The organism is Microbulbifer sp. YPW16, assembly GCF_021290385.1.
Taxonomy (GTDB): Bacteria; Pseudomonadota; Gammaproteobacteria; order Pseudomonadales; family Cellvibrionaceae; genus Microbulbifer; species Microbulbifer zhoushanensis.
In genome coordinates this window covers 2,625,807-2,645,680 of record NZ_CP089928.1, presented here as the reverse complement: position 1 = coordinate 2,645,680, position 19,874 = coordinate 2,625,807, and the positions used below count along the sequence as shown (strand labels likewise).

Sequence of the window (19,874 nt, the reverse complement as noted above, 5' to 3'; positions counted from 1 at the left end):
GCGACGCGGGCTTGAACTTCAGTCAAATTGCCCGCTATAGCCTGCATCTTCACCGTTTATGCCCACATTTTCGGAGAAAATGGGGCGCGCAGCCCAATCGTACGCTCCTGCCGGGCTGCCCTATTTCTAGTGTCGCCGGGCGCGCACCGGCAGGACGTACGGGACAGCCTGCCCCGAACTGGGGGCCCGGACCTGCGCGGCGCGACCTGCGCGGCCCGACCTGCGCGGCGCGACCCAAACTGACCAGCGCCCGTTGGCAGTTGCGGCTAGAATCGCCCCAATCAGTCATAACCCACCATCCGCTGCGGGTGGTGACCGGGAGAGCACAACAATAATGAACGTGAAAAAAATCAGCCTGATCCTGCTGGGGGGTGTTGCGGCCCTGCTGCTGGTGGCCGCACTGCTGGCGCCACGCCTGCTGGGTTTCTCGGTCGCGCAGCTGGATGACGCCGTGCGCGTCGCCACGGGCATGGGGGCCAAGCTGGCCTGCTCGGGCCGGTTTATCTCCGGTTTCGAGCCCTCGCGGATTGTCGAGGACCTGGCCTCCTACTCCCCGGCCAACCGCCTGCTGGAGCTGGAATACGGCGACGACCGCGTGAGCGCCACCCTGCTGGGCATGGGACGCACCAGCGCCATCTATCGCGAGGGGCTGGGCTGCACGCTGGATATCGGTGACACGGGGCCGCTCGATCGCGTGCGGGTAACGCCGGTGGAAACCAATGGCGAGGAATGGCCGCTGGGCTCTTCGGTCTCCTCCATCGATCCGGTCCTGCAGGAGCGGGTGGAGGCCATGCTGGCAGCGGACAACCGGGCCGGGCTGCAGACGCGCGCATTGCTGGTGGTCCAGGGCGGCAGGCTGGTGGCGGAGGCCTACGGCCCGGGCATCGATGCACAGACGCCGCTGCTGGGCTGGTCCATGGGCAAGAGCCTCACCGCGATCATGCTGGGCCGGCTGGAGCACCTGGGGCTGGCGGATACCACTGCGACGCCGGTATTCAGCCAGTGGCAGGACGACGAACGGGCCGGGATTACAATGGAGGATCTGTTGCAGATGAGCTCGGGCCTGGCTTTCGACGAGACCTACGCACCGGGCAGCGATGCCACCGAGATGCTGTTCAATGCGCACAGCGCCTCTGACCTGCCCCTGGCCAGCCCGGCGGCGCTCGACCCCGGCAGCCACTTTTCCTACTCCTCCGGCACCACCAACCTGATTGCCCGCTGGATGCACGACCGGCTCGGCGGTGCGCAGGCGAACCTCGACTTTTTCCGCAATGAAATCCTGCAGCCGCTGGGCATGGCACATACGGTGTTCGAAATGGATCCGAGCGGCGTGTTTGTGGGCAGCTCCTATATCTACGCCTCGGCAAGGGACTGGGCGCGCCTGGGCCAGCTGATGCTGAATCGGGGCGAGCTGAACGGCCAGCGGCTGCTCAGCGAGGATTGGGTCGCGCGCGCGGCAACCCCGAACGGCAGTGACAACGAACCGCGCTACGGTTACCAATTCTGGCTCAACCGCGGCGGCGCCTCACCGCGCTACCCGCAACTGCCGGAAGACGTGTTCCTGATGCAGGGCAACCGCCGGCAGCGGGTGATGATCTCCCCGTCCACCGATACGGTGGTGGTGCGGCTGGGCTGGTCGGCGAGCCGCTATCCCACCGGCGAGAATTTCGCCCGCTTGCTGCCGGGCAGCTGATTTCCCGCCCGGGAATCTCAGGCGGTCACAAGATGTGGCTGGCCGGGGAGTGGCCCCGGCGGTACGGGCCGTGACTGGGACAGGCCGCCGGAGAGGATCCTGGCCGGGTTGTCGCGCACCAGCATGCGTGCATGTTCCGCACCCACCAGTTTCTCCGCGGCCGCCCTGCCCTCCTGCAGCAGCGGCGGTCGGCGCACGCGGTGATGCGCATCGGTTGCCAGCACGGTGACCAGCCCCCGCTTTACCAGCTGGCGGGCGCGGCGCTCGGGGCGATCGCCGAAACGCCCACACAGTGCGCCGGCGGTCACCTGCAGCAGGCATCCGGCCTCGAGTAGCGGGTCCAGCTTGTCCAGGCTGCGGAGAATATCCCGATTCCGCTCCGGGTGCGCAATCAACGGGCGTATGCCGCGGCTGCGCAACCAATACACCAGGGCGGTGGTTCCCGGGGGAATATGGCTGTGGGGCATCTCCAGCAGCAGTACCCGTTCGCCATCCCAGCGGCCCAGGTAGGGCACCTGACGAGCACGCACCTGTGCCGGCAGTTCATCGGTCAGGCGTACCTCCGCCGCCAGGCCCAGCCGCAGCGGGATGCCGGCATGGCGCACGGCGGCGCTGAACCGGCGAAACACGGCGGTAAGTGCGTGGATGTCAGAGTCGTAGCGGCCGGGGTGAATATGGGGGGTCAGCATCGCAAAACCGATACCGTCGTCCACGGCGTCCCGGGCCAGCGCGAGCCCCTCGAGCATGGTCCTGGCCCCGTCATCCACACCGGGCAGGAAGTGGCAGTGCAGGTCGATCAGCGCCGCATTCATGTGGCCGCAGCCCCCTGCGCGGCACCATAATAGCCGCCGTAATATCCCTCGTCGTAACCGGCCAGCTTGCGGGTATCCACCTGGTTGAGCACTACACCGTCGACCACCAATCCCAGTGAGCGCATTTTGTCCAGGCCCCGACGCACTACCCGCGCGTGGGTCGCGTCTGCCTTGACCACGTACAGCAGCGAATCCGCGAGCTTTGAAACCACCAGCGGGTCGCTCACCGCCATCACTGGCGGGGTATCCAGGATAACCCGGTCATAGCGATTGGCCAGTTCCGCCAGCATGGCACTGAACTGGCGGGAACCCAGTATGCGCAGTGGGTCGCCGGGAAGCTTGCCGGCACCGATGATATCCAGGCCGGTATCCGCATCGTGGGAGATACATTCCTCCAGGGAAAAACTGCCGCTGAGGATGTCTGCCAGGCCGGGCTTGCTCGGGGGCAGGCCGAGATGCGCCGACAGGGATGCGCAGCGGAGGTCGGTGTCGATCAGCACCACGCGCTCCACCTGGCTCAGGGCAAAGGCCAGGTTTTCGGCCACTGTGCTCTTGCCCTCGGCCGGGGCGGAAGAGGTAATACTGACAATTTTCGCCGGTAGCGATTCCCGCCCCAACAGCAAGCCCGTACGCAGGGTGCGGACTGCCTCGGTGTACTCTCTCTGCTGCGGATCGAAAAACAGTTTCGGCGGCAGGCCTCCCTTGCCCTGCGGTTTTACCAGCGGCAGCTGGCCGATCAGGGTCTGCCCCAGTTTCTGTTCCACGTCGTCCGCGGAACGGATTCCCGCGCGGAAGAAGTCCAGTGCCAGGATCGCGACGGCAGCAAAACCGCCACTCAGGACAAACGCCGCCAGCACGATCAGGCGCTTCTTGGATTTTACCGGGTACTCCGGCGGTATCGCCGGTTCCACCAGCTGCGCTGCCGGTGATTCGAAGCCGGTGGCCTCACTGGCCTCGCGGAAACGGGTAAGGAAGGTGTTGTAAAGCTGCCGGTTGACCTCGACATCGCGCTTTAGCTCGTCGTACTTGATCTCCTTATCGGCAACACTCTGGATATCCACCTTGTTTGCAGACAGTGCGCTCTCGAGTTCTGCCACCTTGCGCTGCGCCACGCGGTAATCACCCTCGATGCTCTGCACCAGGTTGGCCACTTCCTGGCGCAGTTGCGCCCGGGCGGAGTCCAGCTCATCCCGCGCGGCGATCATGCGGGGGTGCTTGGGGCCATAGCGCTGCGCCAGTTCGGAAACGCCCAGGGCCGCGGAGATCTCCACGCTTTTTACATTCTGGATCAGCGGGTGATTCATGACTTCCGGCAGGTTTTTCAGCGCCTCGAAATCCCCGCTGTGTGCACGGATATTGCGATAGATACCGCCCAGGCGCTTGGCCTCACGGCGCGCCTCCAGCAGCTGGTTCAGGTTGTCATTGAGTTCCTGTTCGGCCAGGCCACGCACACCCTGCACGTCTACCAGGCCTTCCTGGCGCTGGAATGCCTGCAGCCGGCGTTCCGATTCCTCGAGTTTTTCCCGTAGCCCCGCAAGGCGCTCGTTGAGCCAGCTGGTAGCACGCTGGGTGACATCCAGTTTCGCTTCCATCTGCCGCTCCACGTAGGCATTGGCCACCGCATTGGGCACTGCGGCCGCCAGCTGCGGTGAAACCGCCTGGTAACCGAGCTCAACCAGCTGGGTGTTGCGAATCGGGCGAACGGTCAGGCCCGCCTGTACTACCCGGACCAGCCTGCTGCGCTGCTCAGCCGGGTCCAGCTCCTCCTCATCAGCCGATTCATCACCAAACAAACCGGGCAGCAGCCGCTGCAGTGGACCCGGCTTCTTTTCCTCGTCAGTAAATGCCCGGTAATTGACCAGGTCGAGATCCTCCACAACCCGCTCGGCGATGCCCCGGGAGCGCAGGATTTCCGCCTGGGTCAGGAAAAACTCCCGGCGCTGGGTACCGAAATCGTAAATATCCCGGATTGAGACCAGGTTAGCCTGGTTGGGGTCGAACATGAGTCGCGCTGTCGCCTCATAGCGCACCGGCATCTTCCATGCAAAATAGAAGGCCACCGCGGTCACCGGAATCACCACCAGGGCAATTTTCCACCAGCTGCGCAGGAGCAACAGGACGTAATAGAGGATGTCGATTGATCCCGACTGTCCGGATTCCGGGTTCATATTGACTGCTGTCATATTCAGAACAATCCCTGCTCGACGGTAACCACATCGCCGGGCCGTAACTGCGTGTTCAGGCTGGCCTCGATCCGCTGATCACTGCCCGCGCTTTCCCGCACGATATAAATTCTCCGTTCCGAGGCGCGCTCGGTGAGCCCCTGGGCCAGGGCTGCCGCCTTGCCCACCGTAAGGCCCGGCTGGTAGGGGTAGCCGCCGGGTACCTGGACCTCCCCATAAATATAGAAGGGGCGGTACTCCACAATGGCGACGCTGATGCTGGGGTTGATCAGGTAGTCGCCCTTGAGGCCGTCCAGCAGGATCTTCTCCACTTCCTTGACCGAACGGCCGCCGATAAGGATTTCACCCAGGAACGGGTAGTTCACTACCCCGCTGTCATTCAGGAGAATCTCCATACTCAGGTCGTTTTCCCCGTAAACGGAAACCTGGATACGGTCGCCCGGACCCAGCCGATACTTGTCCGGATCCGTCCCGGGCTGCGCCAGTGCTTGACTGGCCAATGCGCACCCGGCCAGCAGCGCCAGCCACAGTACGACGACCAATGGCCGCAAACGTCTACTCATCATCACTTCCATATTTTCGCTTGAAACCCGGAGGCCGCATTTCCTGTTACCGGGATCAGATTTCCACTGTGCAGGTGAGTGCCAGCTGGTTCCTGTCGATGCCCTCGAGGCCATTACCCGGCTGTCGCCGGACGCTGCTGGCAGCGATGCCGACAACCAGATGGCGATTCACATCCAGGTCCAGCCTGAGCCCGTAGCGACGACTGTCCACCGTGTCGCTGCCGGTGCCGCCCCGGGGCGCCTGTGAAGAGGTGCCGTAGGCGAGCGAGCTGCTCAATCGATCTGACCACTGGTGCCCCCACGACAGGGTATGGGAGCGCACTTCAAGAAAATCTGCGCGGGCAAAATCCTGGGTTTCCTGCGGCACCTGTGCAGTGGTGTAGGAGAAGGTGCTGTAGGACCGGGGCCGCCAGGTCAGGCCCGCACGCCAGAGGTCACCGCTATAGTCAGAGCGCCGTACATCGTCGAAGTCTTTCTCAACCTCACCGACACGCACATCCAGGGAGGTCCTGCTGGACCGGAAAACCAAACCCACCACATGCTCGTCCTGGTGATTGCTTTGCAGGGGAATTGCCTCGGGCACCAGGTCGTATTCCTGCTCGGTCCGCGCGGCACCGACCACCAGGCGCGCCGATGTTGAAATAGCGAGCCCCAGCTCGAGGCCGGCACGCTTTCCTTTTCTATCCCTCAGGTCCTGGGAAAAATCCTCATCCACAACCCCCAGGGCCAGCGCCGCGCCGAGGCGGTGGTCATTGCCACCCAGCTCCAGCCTTCCCCTGACGGATTCACGCTGGTTGCGTCCCGGCTCCAGCAGCGGTACCGCCCCGGGCTCTAAATCATCCGAGAACAGGGCATCGATTCCGAGATCCTCGTGCAGGTCGCTGTAATCGAACCTGATCGAGGTACGGAATATCGAAGCCGGCTGCCACTGCAGGTCGCCAGAGGCCACATGGTCCAGGTAGCCTTCAGTATCTGGCGTCGCGTACTCACCCGCACGCGCTTCATAGAAAAGCCCATAACCCAGCGCCGACGACTCTCTTGAGAGTTGTGCGTACGGAGCGCCTACGGTGCGGATACTTTCCACCGGGTCCTCTGCCAGGCCAAACTGGTTATCGTCATAGATCACCTGTCCACGCATACCGGCAGTCAGGGTTGTGCCGCCACCCAGGTTGATGGCCGCAAAGCCCGTCTCACTTGCCAATGCCACAGCCACCGCTAATGGTGCCAGCGCCATTTTTCCTTTCACCGAGCTCATATTTACAGTCTTCCTTTCAAGCCCATTGTGATTCCATTCGATGCCGGGAAGCTTGCCGGTGCATTCCTAGTAGGCGTTCTTGCCGCCGAAGCCCTTGAATATCGTCATCAGGACGATGCGCAGGTCCAGCAGCAGCGACCACCTGCGGATGTAATCCAGGTCGTGCTCGATACGCTTGCTCATCTTGTCCACCGTATCGGTCTCACCGCGCCACCCGTTGACCTGGGCCCAACCGGTAATCCCCGGCTTCACCTTGTGCCGCAACATGTAACCGCTGACCAGGCCACGATATTGCTCGTTGTGCGCAACCGCGTGGGGTCTCGGGCCGACAATTGACATCTGCCCCTGCAGCACGTTGAAGAACTGGGGCAGTTCATCGAGGGAGGTACGACGCAGGAAGCGACCGACCGGTGTCACACGGCTGTCATTCTGGGTAGCCTGGACTACCCTGGCGCCATCATCCTGGACTGTCATGGTGCGAAACTTCCAGACAATTATTGTCCTGCCATCCAGCCCATAGCGGCGTTGCCTGAATATTACCGGACCCGGTGATGTGAGCTTTACGGCAATGGCCACAGCCAGCAAAACCGGGGAAACCAGCACCAGGATGGCAGAGGCCAACAACAGGTCCTCAAGACGCTTGATCCAGCCATTGATACCCTGGATAGGCGTGTCGTAAATACTGAGCAGGCTGGTGTCACCAATACTGTGCAGCCGCGAATGCAGCATGTTGGCGACAAAGAAGTTGGGAATCATATGCACCGTCGCGGTGGTATCAGCCAGCGCGGCCAGGATATCGGCGATCCTCTTCTCTTCGTGCATGGGCAGGGCGATAAAAACCAGGTCGCAACGGTTGGCCCGCGCCCTTGCAATTGCGTCGTTCACATCGCCAAGGATCGCGCGGCCATCAAAACCCTCCGCCCCGAACCCACTCTCCGTGGAACCGGGAACCCGGTAGATACCCTGGCAGCGAATACCCAGCTGCGGGTTTTCGTCCATTTCCCGCCACAGGCGCAGGCCTGCTTCTGATAGCCCGATAATCACCGCTGAACGCGTATTCCTGTCGTGGGCCCGGAGCAGGAACAGCACCCGACGCAATGCGTATCGCCACAGGGTGAGGGCGGTAAAGCCGAAGCCAAACCAGAGAATAACGGCACGCGGTGGAAAATCTGCGTAATAGCCGCTGAGGTAACCGGCAAACAACAGGATCACACAGACTGACAGCCATGCCGCCGCCGTGGTGCCGACGATCTTGAAGTAACTCTCCGAGCGCCAGGACCGGTAGAGATCCACCGACTCGGCGATAAAGGCGAAGCAGACCACCGCAAAAAGCGCGACGATCAGCCAGTCCTTGCTGGGTGCGATGCCAAGCACCTGTAAGGCAAGCAGCAGGCTTGCCTGGACCAGCAAGAGGTCGAATAAGCGGTACAGCGTGGTGATTCCACGCCGGTGCGTCCTGATCCATCCCTGGTTCACGTTATCCCCCTGAGGATTGGTCAACCGGGCACTTTCCTGTGTGCGCCGGTTTTTCTTGCCCCCCGGGAGCCTGGCGTCAATGCCTGCATTTCCTGGGGGCGCCTATCGTCCTTCAAAACTGCGTACCAATTCAATCCACAAACTGGTGCAAATCACGATTTAGTCGCCAAAAATATTTAATTAGTGGAAATTCACCCGGCTTTTTATGAAGCTTGGGTACCAACGATCATGCACGGATCTGCGGAACTCTACCTTTCGTACCAATTACCCCAACCGCTCTATGCCAGTGCTTTTAATTGCGCCAAATTGGTACTCTTCAACGGCGGGATGCACGGTAATTTTCGAGCAGGAAGTGTGCCAGATAACTGTGACTGCTAAACAATTTTTTCATTACGGGCTATCACTATCTGGAACATCGGTACCCACGCTGGCATGGTTTTCCTTATGCCATTACATCGCACTTTCAAGATTTAAAATTTTTGAAAGCATCGATTGTTAATCGGTAGTTCTCATGATATTAATTCGTCTCCCGGCAGGTCTGCCGGAATTTTCATATTAAAAATTTACACAATTTGGGGGACAAGGAATGTCCAAGGTCAACCGCGTAGACCACATCACCTATGCCGTATCAACCGGCATGATTGAGAAATGGGGCTGGTACCACACCGAAATCGAGGGCGGGACCGTATCCAAGATCGTCCCGGATGTACGACCCGATGACCCCGAAAGCAGCATGAAACTCTGGTGCATTGACTTCGACAGTTTTGGGGTCGTCCTGGTTGAAGGCATTGATCGCAAGAAGAAGAGCCAGGTTACGGAATTTGTCGACCTGCACGGTGACCACAGCGTCCAGCATATTGCCTTTGATACCGACAGTCTTGAGGGGTTTGTCGGTCACGCCATGTCCAAGGGAGTTAATTTCCGTGGCCGGCAACTGGTCAACGACGATGGCTTCGGCAAGTTGAAGCAACTGTTCGGCAAGGGCTATGCCCCCCTGAAGGCATCACAGATGTCGTTCCCGGAATATGTAGAGCGGCCGCGTGGAGGGAAGGAAGGTGCCGAACTGAATACGGATGTCCCCCAGAATACCGGCAAAAATTTTTACCAGCGTATTGAGGATGCCCGCAACCGCGGTGACGTTTCTTCGCTGACCGATTTTGCCGCGATGCCGGACCAGTGGCAGCCCACTGTGGTGAAACGCACCGAGCAGCCGGAAGTTGCGGAGCAGAAAACATCTGCCAAAGCTTCAGCTACCGACGCACTCGCCACTGCCTGACCGGTTCCCCTACCCCGTGAGCTCCCCGGCTGAGCCGGTTCCCGTTGCAGCCCGGCATAAGGTCCGGGGGGGCGGCTTTCCGTAATAAAATGTAATCAGCTCCGTCCCACATCCGTGGAACAGGGGCTTAGAATAACTGGCTGCGGCCAGGGCTTTTCCAGCACCCTGCACAGCCCGGGGCGCTGGATGGACAGGGACGACGTCCAGGATATTTTCACAGGAATGTGGCTTATGGCTTACCCGATTGAAATTACCGGTGACCTCCCGGAAACAGTTTCCGGAGAAGGGTCCGGGGCCGGTTCGGCTACCCGGTCCGGTTCCCGGCCGCAGACGGGGCCCATGGAAATACCGGATCCCATCACCCTGCTCGAGGCAAGCTTTGCCAGTTTCCTGCGTGAATATGACTCTACCACCCAGCGCATCGCCATGGTACTGGCAGCTGTGGCTGCTGCCGGATTCAGGCTCAACAGGTCCACCCGGCTGGCTATCCATTGCTCTTTATTACCTGAGCGCCAGCTCCACTCGATTGTTATCGATGACATCGAAGGCAAGGATTTCCGCAAGCTCTGTGAGCTTATTCACTACGAGTTACAGCACGCAACGGATCGCCGCCCGGTTACACCAGCCGGTGAAGCAACAACGCTGCCGCTACACGTAATAATCGCCCCGGAGATGCCTTATGGCACAGAAACCCCGGCACTGCGCCAGCTCATCTCTGTCGCGGGGGGCCAACCGGTCCTGTGGTTATCAGACCGCGCACCAGACGCCTGCTGGCTTGTACAGAGCGGAAACAGGCAGATCGAGGAAGTCACCCGGCTCGACACGTATGTGGCGGCATTCGCGCGTCGGCATCGTTCAGGCGACTCGTTCCTGCACGAGTCGCTGGACATTGTTGGTGAGGATGAGCGCCTGATCCAGGCGGATTTCGGTAGCCCCTGTTGTTTATCTCACAATAGCGCGTTGCTCTTTGAGGCTGTCGCTGACCATGCCCAAGCCAATCCCTGCAGTACCGCAATTCTGAATGGGACGAGGGAGATTTCCTATGCTGAGCTGGACAACCTGGCCAATGCGGTTGCATCGGTACTAACGCAGGCCGGTGTAGGCAGGGGGGATTACGTTGGTGTTTATATTGAACGCTCACACCTGAACGTTGCCTGCCTGCTCGGGATCCACAAGGCGGGTGCCATTTATGTACCACTGGATACAGAATTCCCCGCTGCGCGCCTACAGGCAGTATGTGATCAGCTGGACCTGGGGTTTGCCATCACCAGCCATGAAAGTGATGCGGGCATACATTCGCTGGTCAGGCATACGGTTCTCACCCGCGATATCGAGGACCTCGCTACCCGCCAGGCTGTCCCGGCCCCGGAAACTGTTGCCAGCTACAACGATTATTCCCACGTATTCTTTACGTCCGGGACTACCGGCATACCCAAGGGGATACTGGCTACACATCGCAACCTGGACCATTGCCTCTCAGCAGCAATCGAGCGCTACGGCTTTTCTGCGGATGACCACTTCGTCTCCATGGCCAGAAGCACCTTCAGCATCAGCATGTTTGAAATGCTAACCGCCCTCCGTGCCGGTGGCAGCGTAGCGATTCTCTCAAAGGAAGCTTTCCTCGACAGCGAGCAACTATGCCTTTCGATTGGAGGCGCGAGCGCAATTCATGCCGTCCCGTCATTGCTCGCGAGGATAATGGACTCGCTGGAAGACAACGGGGATGGCGAAGCAATCACCCGTGGAGTAACGACTGTTATCAGCGGCGGGGATATGGTGCCACCAGAACTTCTGGAGCGAGCCAAATCTGTATTCCCGATGGCGCAGGTTTACGTGTGTTACGGCTCCAGTGAAATCAGCTGCTTGGGCTGCACCTACGAGGTGCGCAGGGACCGAAAACTGCAACGGACACGGGTCGGCAAGCCATTCCCCAATACCCGTGTAAAGATCCTGGATTCCTATGGTAACCCGGTACCTCTGGGCGCTCCCGGCGAACTGCATTTCTCCGGTCCCGGCGTAGTACCCGGATATATCAATCGCCCTGAAACAGATCGCGATAAATTCCGCATGATCGATGGGGCAAGGTTCTTTGCTATCGGTGACATCGGGCGGTTTGACGCTGACGGAAATATTGAATTACTTGGCCGTAATGATTTCCAGGTCCAGATTGATGGGAATCGAGTGGAACTGCAGGAAGTTGAGCTGCTCCTGAAGTCTTTCGAGGGTATTCAGCAGGCTGTAGTCTCGGGTTGGTCTCCAGGGGACAACAAATCCACGCAGCTGGTTGCATACCTGGTTATGGCAGATGGCATATCCCTTTCCCGGACAGAGCTGGCAACGGCATTGGCCAAGCAGCTACCGGCCTACATGGTTCCGGCACATTTTGTAGCGCTCGATTACTTGCCCACCAACTTTAATGGCAAGGTTGACAGAAAGAGGCTCCCTTCACCATCCAGGGCGAACTCTTTACATACGGGCACTGTTGCCGCGCTCCCGACCTCGTCGACTGAAGAGTGCCTTTACCGGATCTGGTGCACCTACTTTCCCGAGCTGGATTTCAGTATTAATGACAGCTTTTTTGACCTCGGCGGAAACTCGTTGAAAGCTGTCCGCATGCTTAGCGAAGTGGCGCGCACCTATGGCTTCGCCCCGCCACTGCGCACCCTGCTGACGTCACCCAGTATTGCGCAGCTGGCCGCCGTCATTGACAGTGGCGCAACCGCAGACGACCGGCGTGCAGTCAATGAGCTCACCCGAAATAGCCAGGCAACAAGGACTCTGTATTGCTGTAACGGCATCCTGCAGTACCGTGACCTTGCCAATGCACTGGGTGGCGACTGGCGTGTCTGCGGAGTCGCCCTGCCAGAGGAAGCCAACATAATCACTGCCGGCATCACGGAAGATGAGAATACTTCAATCACCGATTTCGGCATGATTGTCGAACGGTACATAGAGGAAATCACTGCGGACCAGCCTGTGGGCCCCTATTATCTCTGCGGTGCATCTTTCGGTGGGCTGATAGCCGCTGAGGTCGGCCGCCGCCTGCAAGCGGCTGGTGAAGAGGTACGCCTGCTTGCATTGTTCGATAGCTGGTATCCGCGAAGCGTTGACTCAAGCATGGATTCCGCAAGCCTGCCCAGGAAATTCAAGCAAGCCTTACGCAAGTATGTCCTGCGACGGAAAGACCCGGCGACAAGCGATCCCCGTGAGCAGGCTCGCCGGCGTGCACTGGATCACTTTCACGACGAATACTTCGACCTGGATATCCTGCTGTTCAAAGCGACAGACAGGGAATCACTTTATGGCTACCACGGGGACACCTTCCTGGGCTGGAGCGGCCGCACCCGGAGTGTGAGTGTGTATGACGTTCCCGGGAACCATATTGGCATCCTGCGGGCGGGAAATGTGGAGCATATCGCCAGGGTAATTCAAAGTGAGCCAGCTCGTGGACACTCTGCCACTATTACGTCTGGTACGCCGCCGCGGCAGGTAGCCGCACAAGCGAACAACCTTTCCCCATGAACAACCCAACCGCCGCAAATTCCCATGGGTTCGTGCCGGAGCTGGAAGGCCTCCGCGGTGTTGCCATACTGCTTGTGCTTGTAAGCCATTTTGGCCTGGGACCGGCTTCTCTCGATTTTGTCAGCCACCTGGGCCTGGGGCATATTGGTGTCAGGCTGTTTTTTGTCCTTAGCGGTTTCCTGATCACCAGCGTGTTACTGCTGGATCTGGATAAAGCCAGTACCTGGGGGATCTCTCCCTCAAAGGTATTCTATAAATTCTACGCCAGCCGCACCCTGCGCATCTTTCCTATTTACTACCTGACAATCATACTTCTCTACCTGATCGATTTTCAGGGATTCCGGGATGTTTCCGGCTGGCACTTCGCATATCTTTCCAACCTGGATGGCGTTCGCTATATCACAACGGATGCCGGCACAATACTACGCCATCCATCCACTGCTCATTTCTGGTCGCTGGCAATTGAAGAGCAGTTTTACCTGCTCTATCCATTGCTCGCTGTACTTTTGACCCGGCATACACTTTTCTGGGTTCTATGCGCCGCGGTGGCTGCTGCACCGGCATGGCGCATATTTTGTATCTTTATCCTGGATCCCAGTTACCCACATACCGGCCTGATGCTTCTTCCCGGTGTGATGGATTCGCTGTGCCTTGGCGCATTGGCAGCACTCTACCAGCGAGGCTCGCTGCCGGTTCGCCAGCCAATGAAAAAATATATCAGGACCGCATGCACTTGCTGTGCGATCGTGGCATCGGGTTTGCTTGTCCTGTATTGGCAGGATACCGCTGTGCGGCTCTATCTGGCACTGTTCGATAGTGTACTCGCTCTCATTTGCGCCACTGTGGTTATATTGCTGGTGAATTTGCCAGGGGCGAGCAGGGGCAGTCACTTTTTACGCGCAAGAAACCTGAGGCTGATAGGACGAATCAGCTATGGACTGTATATCTATCATGCATTTGCTACTCACATATTGTCCTGGCTTCTGCTGCAAGTAAACATGGAGCTACAGCGGGAAACAATGCTCTATACCGGCCTCCTGTATCTAATGGCCTTCAGCCTTGCTTACGTTTCCTGGCACTTGATCGAGAGACCGTTACTTGCTTTCAAGCCCTACGTCGTATCCCGACTGATGACCTCGAAATCAGTGCCTCCCGGCAAGGGAACCACCCAGGCCACCGGCCCGCAATAAAGAATTACCAGGTCCTTATGCTGACAGAACCGATTCGTGGACGGATTGCCTATCTCCAGGCGTCGATCCCCCTGCTCACAGGCAGCGCCGGCATAGTGCTTGCGTCCCAGGGAGCGTCGATACTCCTGCGCCTGGTTTCTACTATTATATTTACCCGCCTCCTGGCTCCAGAGGCTTTTGGTGAGATACTGGTCGTATCCACCATTACCGGCCTGATTACGCTCTGCTCCGAAATTGGCCTTCGCGGCAGCATCATTAATAATGATCGCGGCATGGCAGATCCAAAGTATGTCAATACGGCCTGGACACTACGTATCGCGCAGTACCTGCTGGTCGCTATGGCCCTGCTCGTAGCTTCTTTTTTCGTGCACCGGCTGTACCCGGGAATTGCGAATATCGATAATTACCTGAGGATATGTGCACTGACCGCGCTCCTGACCGGGTTTACGTCCACAAAAGTGTTTCAGCAGGAAAAGTTGGTAAGACCCGCGGGTCCTGCGGCCATCGTGCTCGTGGAGAGACTCTTCGCATTGCTTGTGGCAATCCTGCTGTGCTATTTCTGGCCCAATGCGGGCTCAGTGTTATGGGCGAATGCGATCGCCATGTGCCTGACTGTACTCCTTACACACCAGGTACTGCCCGGCATCTCTAATCGTATTTGCCTTGAGCGAAGCGCAATAAAGACAATCCTGGATTATGGCAAGTGGATGCTCCCTGCGACAATCGTAACCTGGGCGATCAGGGATGGTTACAAGCTCGCTCTCAGCTTTTTCCTTCTGCCAACTGCTCTCGGTTTTTTTGCCATTGCCTCGAATATAGGCCTTGTCCTGGCAATGGTTTTACGTGAGTTCAGTGAGAAATGGTTGTTCCCGGTATACTGCAGAAACAAGGGCAACCATGACAGCGAGCTCCAGTCCGCCAGGATACGCGCCGCTATCCTTGCGATATCGATCGTCGTAATCACTGGGCTGGTGTACTGTTCTGAAATACTGGTGGAAATACTTTACACGCCAGAGTTTAAAACCGTTGCGGATTTCCTCTCTGTTATTGCGTTGGGTTCAGGTGGGCTCATTGTCACCGCACTCTACCTTCCAGTATTGAAAGGTAACGCTGATTCTCGGCGAGTTTTCCTCGTCAGGCTAATACAGTTCGGCACCCTGGCTGCGGGAATGCTACTTGCATTCCGGTACGGTGACAGTGCTCATGTTGTAGGCGCTACCGCAGCCGCCCAACTCCTGGCAGGCATCCTTACCATACTAGTGGCAATGCCTTACTTTACGCGCAAGGTCCTGTTGATCGACGGCCTGCTTTTTACCACGCCCCTGGCAACGCTGCTTCCGGGCTATATCGGCCAGCTATCGTTATCACTGGCCGCGTCCGGATAAAGCGAACCTGTTTTCGACAGGGGAATCCGGGCCTCCTGTCAGCTGGCCCGCAAGAATGGTTCCCCGGGGTTGACGCCCCCGCTTGGCTGCTCATGCTCGCTGTCACCCAGCCAGCTGGATGGTATTGGCCTGCCAAGTAACTGCTCCAATGCCCGCATTTCGTCCCTGTAGGCACCCCGGAGCCAGTCCTGCAACTCCAGCGGCGGCTCTTTGGGCAACTCGACAGTCTTTGTCCGTTTCTCGGCAATAGCCCTGACCCATTTACTGGAACGAAGGCCACCACGGATCCTTGACCGGATAAACCGGGGCAGGATCTTTTTCATGACCTTTCCCAAGGTACTGCCCTCAAGCCGCTCCATCCAGGCAGCCAGCTTTTTTTCCTTGTTCCACTGTCCTGCGACATTACTGCGGGAAAACTGCCGTTCAGGTACATGTTCAACCTCTAGGAATTCATCCAATTCCCTGCCATGTGCGGCTGGATCGGCCAATAATTCATCGAGGATAAAAACCTTTATCTGGCGCAGCGGGAAGTATTCAAGGTACTTCCTCAGGCACTTCGCATAGCGACCTGCATCGATAATATCCGGGTATTCACGGACAGCTTCCGCAAATTCCAGTACTGGCTGTCCGCTTGAAACACGCTCATTCATACGATGGACGTAATGGGACCAGGCCCGTTTTACCGGATTCCTTAGCAGGTAAATTATTTTCGCATGGGGAACTTGCCGGGCTATGCGAGCGGGGACATGGTGTTCATCCAGCCCCCTGGAGTATCCGGTCGAACAATCACCACAAACCTGCCCTGGCTTTGCCCCCTCATACAACGAAAGGTACCAGGCGTAATCAGTGCTGGATCCGTAGCGAAAGGAAAAATACTCTGGCTCTTTCCGGGCCGGCAGGAAAACGTCCGGATGCTGCTCAAGGTAGAAATACAGAGAAGTCGAAGCTGACTTCATGGCACCGATTACAAAAAAATCTGGCAGTCTTTCGCGGACAGGTTTTTTGAGATTGCAATTATCCGTTCCCTGGGCGGTCTCTACAGCAGCTCCCTTTGCGTACATGATGATCCCTTTGCTTATTACGTCATCCAATTGACGGGTATTCGCTATTATCACGGGAGCGCGGTACAGCTCCCTATTTTCTTAACTATAAGAACTTATGATCCAACCTTTGAGTATTGTTCGCTTCTGCAGGAACCGGAGCGGCCGGAGGGCATAGATAGCATACAATACTCATGCCATCTTAATCGTTTATGACCAGTGTCAATCCGGCCATCGCCTGGCTCTCCCCCCCGGGAATTTTAACAGGCCGTCCCGATCCACCGGGCAGCAACAGAACAGTCCCTGCCATGCCCATCCCCGTCAGCTTCGATATCCCAGGCGGCTCACCAGGGCAGAATATAAGCTGCCAAGCAGCCTCCCTGACAGACGAAAATGCGACTGAACAGACGAACCAGGAGACGCCCAGATCGCAGCATGCATGATATTACAACTTGCCTGGCAGCGCACTGTAATTGGTCACCGGGAGCATCTGTGTCCCTGCTGTACCGCGCAAATCCAGGACAATTCCTGCGCAGCCGCACACCAGAGACGCGTTGTGACCGCGCGACTGTATCCGCCAGCGCAAATGGCCGGCCTCCCAACGGCAGCACGTCAGGCTCCGCTGTAAACCGGCATGCTTAACATCGGCGGACAGGCCAAGAATTGAATTCTTTCCTGTGCCCATAAAATAAATTTTTGATCTACTTTTATGGAAAGAACTGTCGTACCACATTTGGCTTCAAGACGATCCTTTAGTACCAAGTTAAATCATTTGTACAGGCTTGGATTTCCGTTTCGTGAATTTGGTCAGGTTTCTGGGCGCACCATTGTTTTCCTGGCGGGTATAATATTTCCCTCATTTCTGCTGGCGTTGTTCCAGGGCCTTAAGGTGATCCAGCAGTGGCCGGTTCTAACTGGCTGGCTCAGGAAACTTTGTTCAAGGCTGGGGCTCAATAGGTTCTCCCCGGGTGACTTTGAACCCGCGACTAGTAGAGAGCTTCAAGTCAGAATGACACCCAAAACGATGTTTCAATCTGGCCTGTGCTGCTGTTTTTGAACTTGTTTGGTGCAGGGTCAAAAGTTCGGTTGAAACTGCCCGTGCTTATTAAGATTCTTTTTCAGTGAGATGTTCTGGATGGGTGACACCACGGAACGGCCTCCTGTAATTTTCATTTCATAAAACTCCAGGTATTCATGATGTTCAGGCGTTCGATTCTCTTGCTGTTGATCACTTCTATCAGTGCTTGTGGTGGCGGGGGATCGGGCGGGGATGATTCTTCCGAAAAACCAACAACTGTGGCACCGCCACCCGATTCCGTCAGTGGTAATTCCCCGCCGACTATTTCGCTTGCCGGAGGTTCACGGGTGACGCTGGCATATGGGACCCCTTATGAGGAGCCGGGGTTCTCTGCCGTCGATGAAGAAGACGGAGACATCAGTGACCAGGTCGCCACCGAAGGCGACGATATCGATGAGTATGCACCCGGCACCTATACCGTGGTCTACACCGTGGTGGACTCCGCCGGCGCCACTGCCAGGGCAAATCGCGACGTAGTGGTAGAGGACAATACTGCGCCGACAATAACACTCAAGGGCAGCAAGAGGGTCGTGGTTCCGGTAGGCACCGATTACCAGGATGAAGGTGCCATGGCGGAGGATAAAGAGGACGGGGATCTTACCAACCTGCTTTCGCAGACTTCAAATGTCGATACCAGTACTTCAGGTGAATACTGGGTCCGCTACTCGGTCAAGGATTCCGCAGGGATCGAGACTACCCGCCAACGCACGGTCCTGGTAGGTGACGGTGGTCTCCAGTCAGATGATGTAACCGCGCGCCTTCGCTCCCTGACCCGGACAGTGGGTATATCCCCGGAAACAGTTTATTTTTCTGCACAGGACTCCACCGACACCGCCTGTACTGACCTCAGCGGTGGAAGCGATGCAGATGCCTGTGCCAGTGGCCAGTGGTTTCGATATCACTTCAGCTTCGACGACCCCGACTCGGGCAACTTTGCGACAACGGGCAATAGCCGCAACAGCCAGGTCGGTCCGTCACCCCGGGCGCTGCATACATTTGCCTGCACACCAGAGAGCAGCAAATACCAGGATGGAGTCTGCGAGTATCGGGTGGGAGTCAGGGTCCAGACACCTGACGGAGTCTACTCAGACGATTTCGTCACTATCCAGATTCACGCGCAGGAAAACTTCTACGCGACCAGTGATGTGATTTGCGTATCACCCTCGAATGATTTCGCGGGCTGTCCACAGGGCGCTGAACGGAAGACTTCTGTGCCGCTGGCGGGTGAATACAGCGGCAAGCGGGTGCTGCTACACGCCGGTGAACGTTTCGGGGACATCTGCATCGGTTACCAGGAGCGCGATGTCACTATCGATCGCTACGGGGAGGGTTCACGCCCTGTTGTACCTGTGGTGCAAGTCGGTGTGGTCAATCGCTGCCTGGATGTGCCGCGTACAACCCAGGCCCGCGAATACCCAATGCTCACCAGGAACGACCAGGGTCATATTACCCAGGGGTGGGCCTATGGCAACACCGTCACCGGGCTTAAGGTTGGCAGCGCGATCACCGGCACGTCTGCCACGCTGGTGACCATGCACGACCTGGACCTGGACTGGTCTGGCAGTGGTGAATTTCCCGGCCTGTTTGCTTTCGGTGATTCAACCAATTACTGCATTAATAACCCCGATGAACTCGATTGCGACCTGGTGCCGCTTTCCTATGGAATCTTCTTCACCGATTCCATCCAGCGTGCGCACCCGGACAACCTGCCCAACGTGAATATTGGCTGTATGAACAACTGCCTGATGATCAATGGTGGTATAGCCGGTGTGGATAACCGCACAGCCATCGAGCACAATGCGCGGTTCCAGGGTGCCTGGGGCCTGGTGGTATCGAACGTGTGGTTCCGCGGAAACCACATAGGTGGCGTGGGCGGCAAGCATCGACTCACACTGCGCCAGTCTGCCGCAGGCAATGAGGTTGATATCAACAAGAACCCCGAAGACTTCAGTGACCCGGCCAACTATATTCGGCCCAAGTCATTTTCCAATCACTTCACGCCGCACTTCAACTTTGTCTTTGACAGCATTTTCAATGATACCGAAATGGACCCTGAGCATGATTCAGCTTCCTTTACGGAGTTCAGTGGCGGTCATTTCTATTCAGGCTATTTCAATAACGAGTACCTTCTGGACCAGGTCGACCAGAACCAGGCCCAGTTACGCCTCGGTGGTGTCAACATCGTCGCAATCGGCAACGAATTCAACCCGGTGAACGCCGAGTGCCGCCTCAATAGCACCCCCCCGGATGGGTCGCCGCTGCAGGACGATGACAGCATCTTCACTGATATTACTGACTGCGGGACACCGATCCAGCAAGACTATCCCATTCCCCTGGCTCCCGGCACCGACTGAACTGGATAGATCTCCCATCCGGGCTGGCAGCAACTGCCAGCCCGGGT

At 57.8% G+C, this 19,874-nt stretch carries 12 protein-coding genes; 6 read left to right on the top strand and 6 right to left on the bottom strand.

Annotation, left to right across the window (positions count from 1 at the left end):
- Window positions 1-334: 334 nt before the first annotated feature.
- On the top strand, window positions 335-1,693 hold the full coding sequence (locus LVE68_RS11390; protein ID WP_232940494.1) for a serine hydrolase domain-containing protein: 1,359 nt from the start codon (window positions 335-337) through the stop codon (window positions 1,691-1,693).
- A 17-nt stretch (window positions 1,694-1,710) separates the two neighbouring features.
- On the opposite strand, the gene LVE68_RS11385 is transcribed toward LVE68_RS11390, so the two are convergent.
- The 5 genes from LVE68_RS11385 to LVE68_RS11365 form a co-directional block, all read right to left on the bottom strand.
- Window positions 1,711-2,505, bottom strand: a complete 795-nt coding sequence (locus LVE68_RS11385) for a tyrosine-protein phosphatase (RefSeq protein ID WP_232940492.1) — start codon at window positions 2,503-2,505, stop codon at window positions 1,711-1,713.
- Window positions 2,502-4,688, bottom strand: coding sequence for a GumC family protein (locus tag LVE68_RS11380; RefSeq protein WP_232940490.1), 2,187 nt, complete (start codon window positions 4,686-4,688; stop codon window positions 2,502-2,504). The genes LVE68_RS11385 and LVE68_RS11380 overlap by 4 nt, the downstream gene beginning before the upstream one ends.
- Before the next feature lie 2 nt (window positions 4,689-4,690).
- Window positions 4,691-5,251 (bottom strand): polysaccharide biosynthesis/export family protein, encoded by a 561-nt coding sequence (locus LVE68_RS11375; RefSeq protein ID WP_232940488.1) that lies wholly within the window; start codon window positions 5,249-5,251, stop codon window positions 4,691-4,693.
- 55 nt (window positions 5,252-5,306) lie between these two features.
- Window positions 5,307-6,506, bottom strand: a complete 1,200-nt coding sequence (locus tag LVE68_RS11370) for an outer membrane beta-barrel protein (RefSeq protein ID WP_232940486.1) — start codon at window positions 6,504-6,506, stop codon at window positions 5,307-5,309.
- Between the two features lie 66 nt (window positions 6,507-6,572).
- Window positions 6,573-8,006 (bottom strand): undecaprenyl-phosphate glucose phosphotransferase, encoded by a 1,434-nt coding sequence (locus tag LVE68_RS11365; protein WP_232940484.1) that lies wholly within the window; start codon window positions 8,004-8,006, stop codon window positions 6,573-6,575.
- A gap of 562 nt (window positions 8,007-8,568) precedes the next feature.
- On the opposite strand from LVE68_RS11365, the gene LVE68_RS11360 reads away from it, so the two are divergent.
- The 4 genes from LVE68_RS11360 to LVE68_RS11345 all read left to right on the top strand — a co-directional run bounded on the left by LVE68_RS11360 (window position 8,569) and on the right by LVE68_RS11345 (window position 15,355).
- Window positions 8,569-9,258, top strand: a complete 690-nt coding sequence (locus LVE68_RS11360) for a hypothetical protein (protein WP_232940482.1) — start codon at window positions 8,569-8,571, stop codon at window positions 9,256-9,258.
- A gap of 339 nt (window positions 9,259-9,597) precedes the next feature.
- Window positions 9,598-12,780, top strand: a complete 3,183-nt coding sequence (locus LVE68_RS11355; protein WP_232940481.1) for an AMP-binding protein — start codon at window positions 9,598-9,600, stop codon at window positions 12,778-12,780.
- A complete protein-coding gene (locus tag LVE68_RS11350; RefSeq protein WP_232940480.1) occupies window positions 12,777-13,970 on the top strand; it encodes an acyltransferase family protein in 1,194 nt (397 codons plus the stop codon). The genes LVE68_RS11355 and LVE68_RS11350 overlap by 4 nt, the downstream gene beginning before the upstream one ends.
- A 17-nt stretch (window positions 13,971-13,987) precedes the next feature.
- Entirely contained in the window at window positions 13,988-15,355 is a 1,368-nt protein-coding gene (locus tag LVE68_RS11345) for an oligosaccharide flippase family protein (protein ID WP_232940479.1), read from the top strand.
- Window positions 15,356-15,393: 38 nt separating this feature from the next.
- Here LVE68_RS11345 and LVE68_RS11340 read toward each other — a convergent pair whose 3' ends face one another.
- Entirely contained in the window at window positions 15,394-16,416 is a 1,023-nt protein-coding gene (locus LVE68_RS11340; protein WP_232940478.1) for a sulfotransferase family protein, read from the bottom strand.
- 1,173 nt (window positions 16,417-17,589) lie between these two features.
- On the opposite strand from LVE68_RS11340, the gene LVE68_RS11335 reads away from it, so the two are divergent.
- Window positions 17,590-19,827, top strand: a complete 2,238-nt coding sequence (locus tag LVE68_RS11335; RefSeq protein ID WP_370636638.1) for a DUF5011 domain-containing protein — start codon at window positions 17,590-17,592, stop codon at window positions 19,825-19,827.
- Window positions 19,828-19,874: the final 47 nt, after the last annotated feature.

Excerpts from the sequence above, each read along its gene's own strand:
- LVE68_RS11355 (WP_232940481.1), top strand. The coding sequence starts at position 9,598 with ATGGAAATACCGGATCCCATCACCCTGCTCGAGGCAAGCTTTGCCAGT.
- LVE68_RS11350 (WP_232940480.1), top strand. The coding sequence starts at position 12,777 with ATGAACAACCCAACCGCCGCAAATTCCCATGGGTTCGTGCCGGAGCTG.
- LVE68_RS11335 (WP_370636638.1), top strand. The coding sequence starts at position 17,590 with ATGATGTTCAGGCGTTCGATTCTCTTGCTGTTGATCACTTCTATCAGT.
- LVE68_RS11370 (WP_232940486.1), bottom strand. The coding sequence starts at position 6,506 with ATGAGCTCGGTGAAAGGAAAAATGGCGCTGGCACCATTAGCGGTGGCT.
- LVE68_RS11390 (WP_232940494.1), top strand. The coding sequence starts at position 335 with ATGAACGTGAAAAAAATCAGCCTGATCCTGCTGGGGGGTGTTGCGGCC.
- LVE68_RS11340 (WP_232940478.1), bottom strand. The coding sequence starts at position 16,416 with ATGTACGCAAAGGGAGCTGCTGTAGAGACCGCCCAGGGAACGGATAAT.
- LVE68_RS11345 (WP_232940479.1), top strand. The coding sequence starts at position 13,988 with ATGCTGACAGAACCGATTCGTGGACGGATTGCCTATCTCCAGGCGTCG.
- LVE68_RS11380 (WP_232940490.1), bottom strand. The coding sequence starts at position 4,688 with ATGACAGCAGTCAATATGAACCCGGAATCCGGACAGTCGGGATCAATC.
- LVE68_RS11360 (WP_232940482.1), top strand. The coding sequence starts at position 8,569 with ATGTCCAAGGTCAACCGCGTAGACCACATCACCTATGCCGTATCAACC.
- LVE68_RS11385 (WP_232940492.1), bottom strand. The coding sequence starts at position 2,505 with ATGAATGCGGCGCTGATCGACCTGCACTGCCACTTCCTGCCCGGTGTG.
- LVE68_RS11375 (WP_232940488.1), bottom strand. The coding sequence starts at position 5,251 with ATGAGTAGACGTTTGCGGCCATTGGTCGTCGTACTGTGGCTGGCGCTG.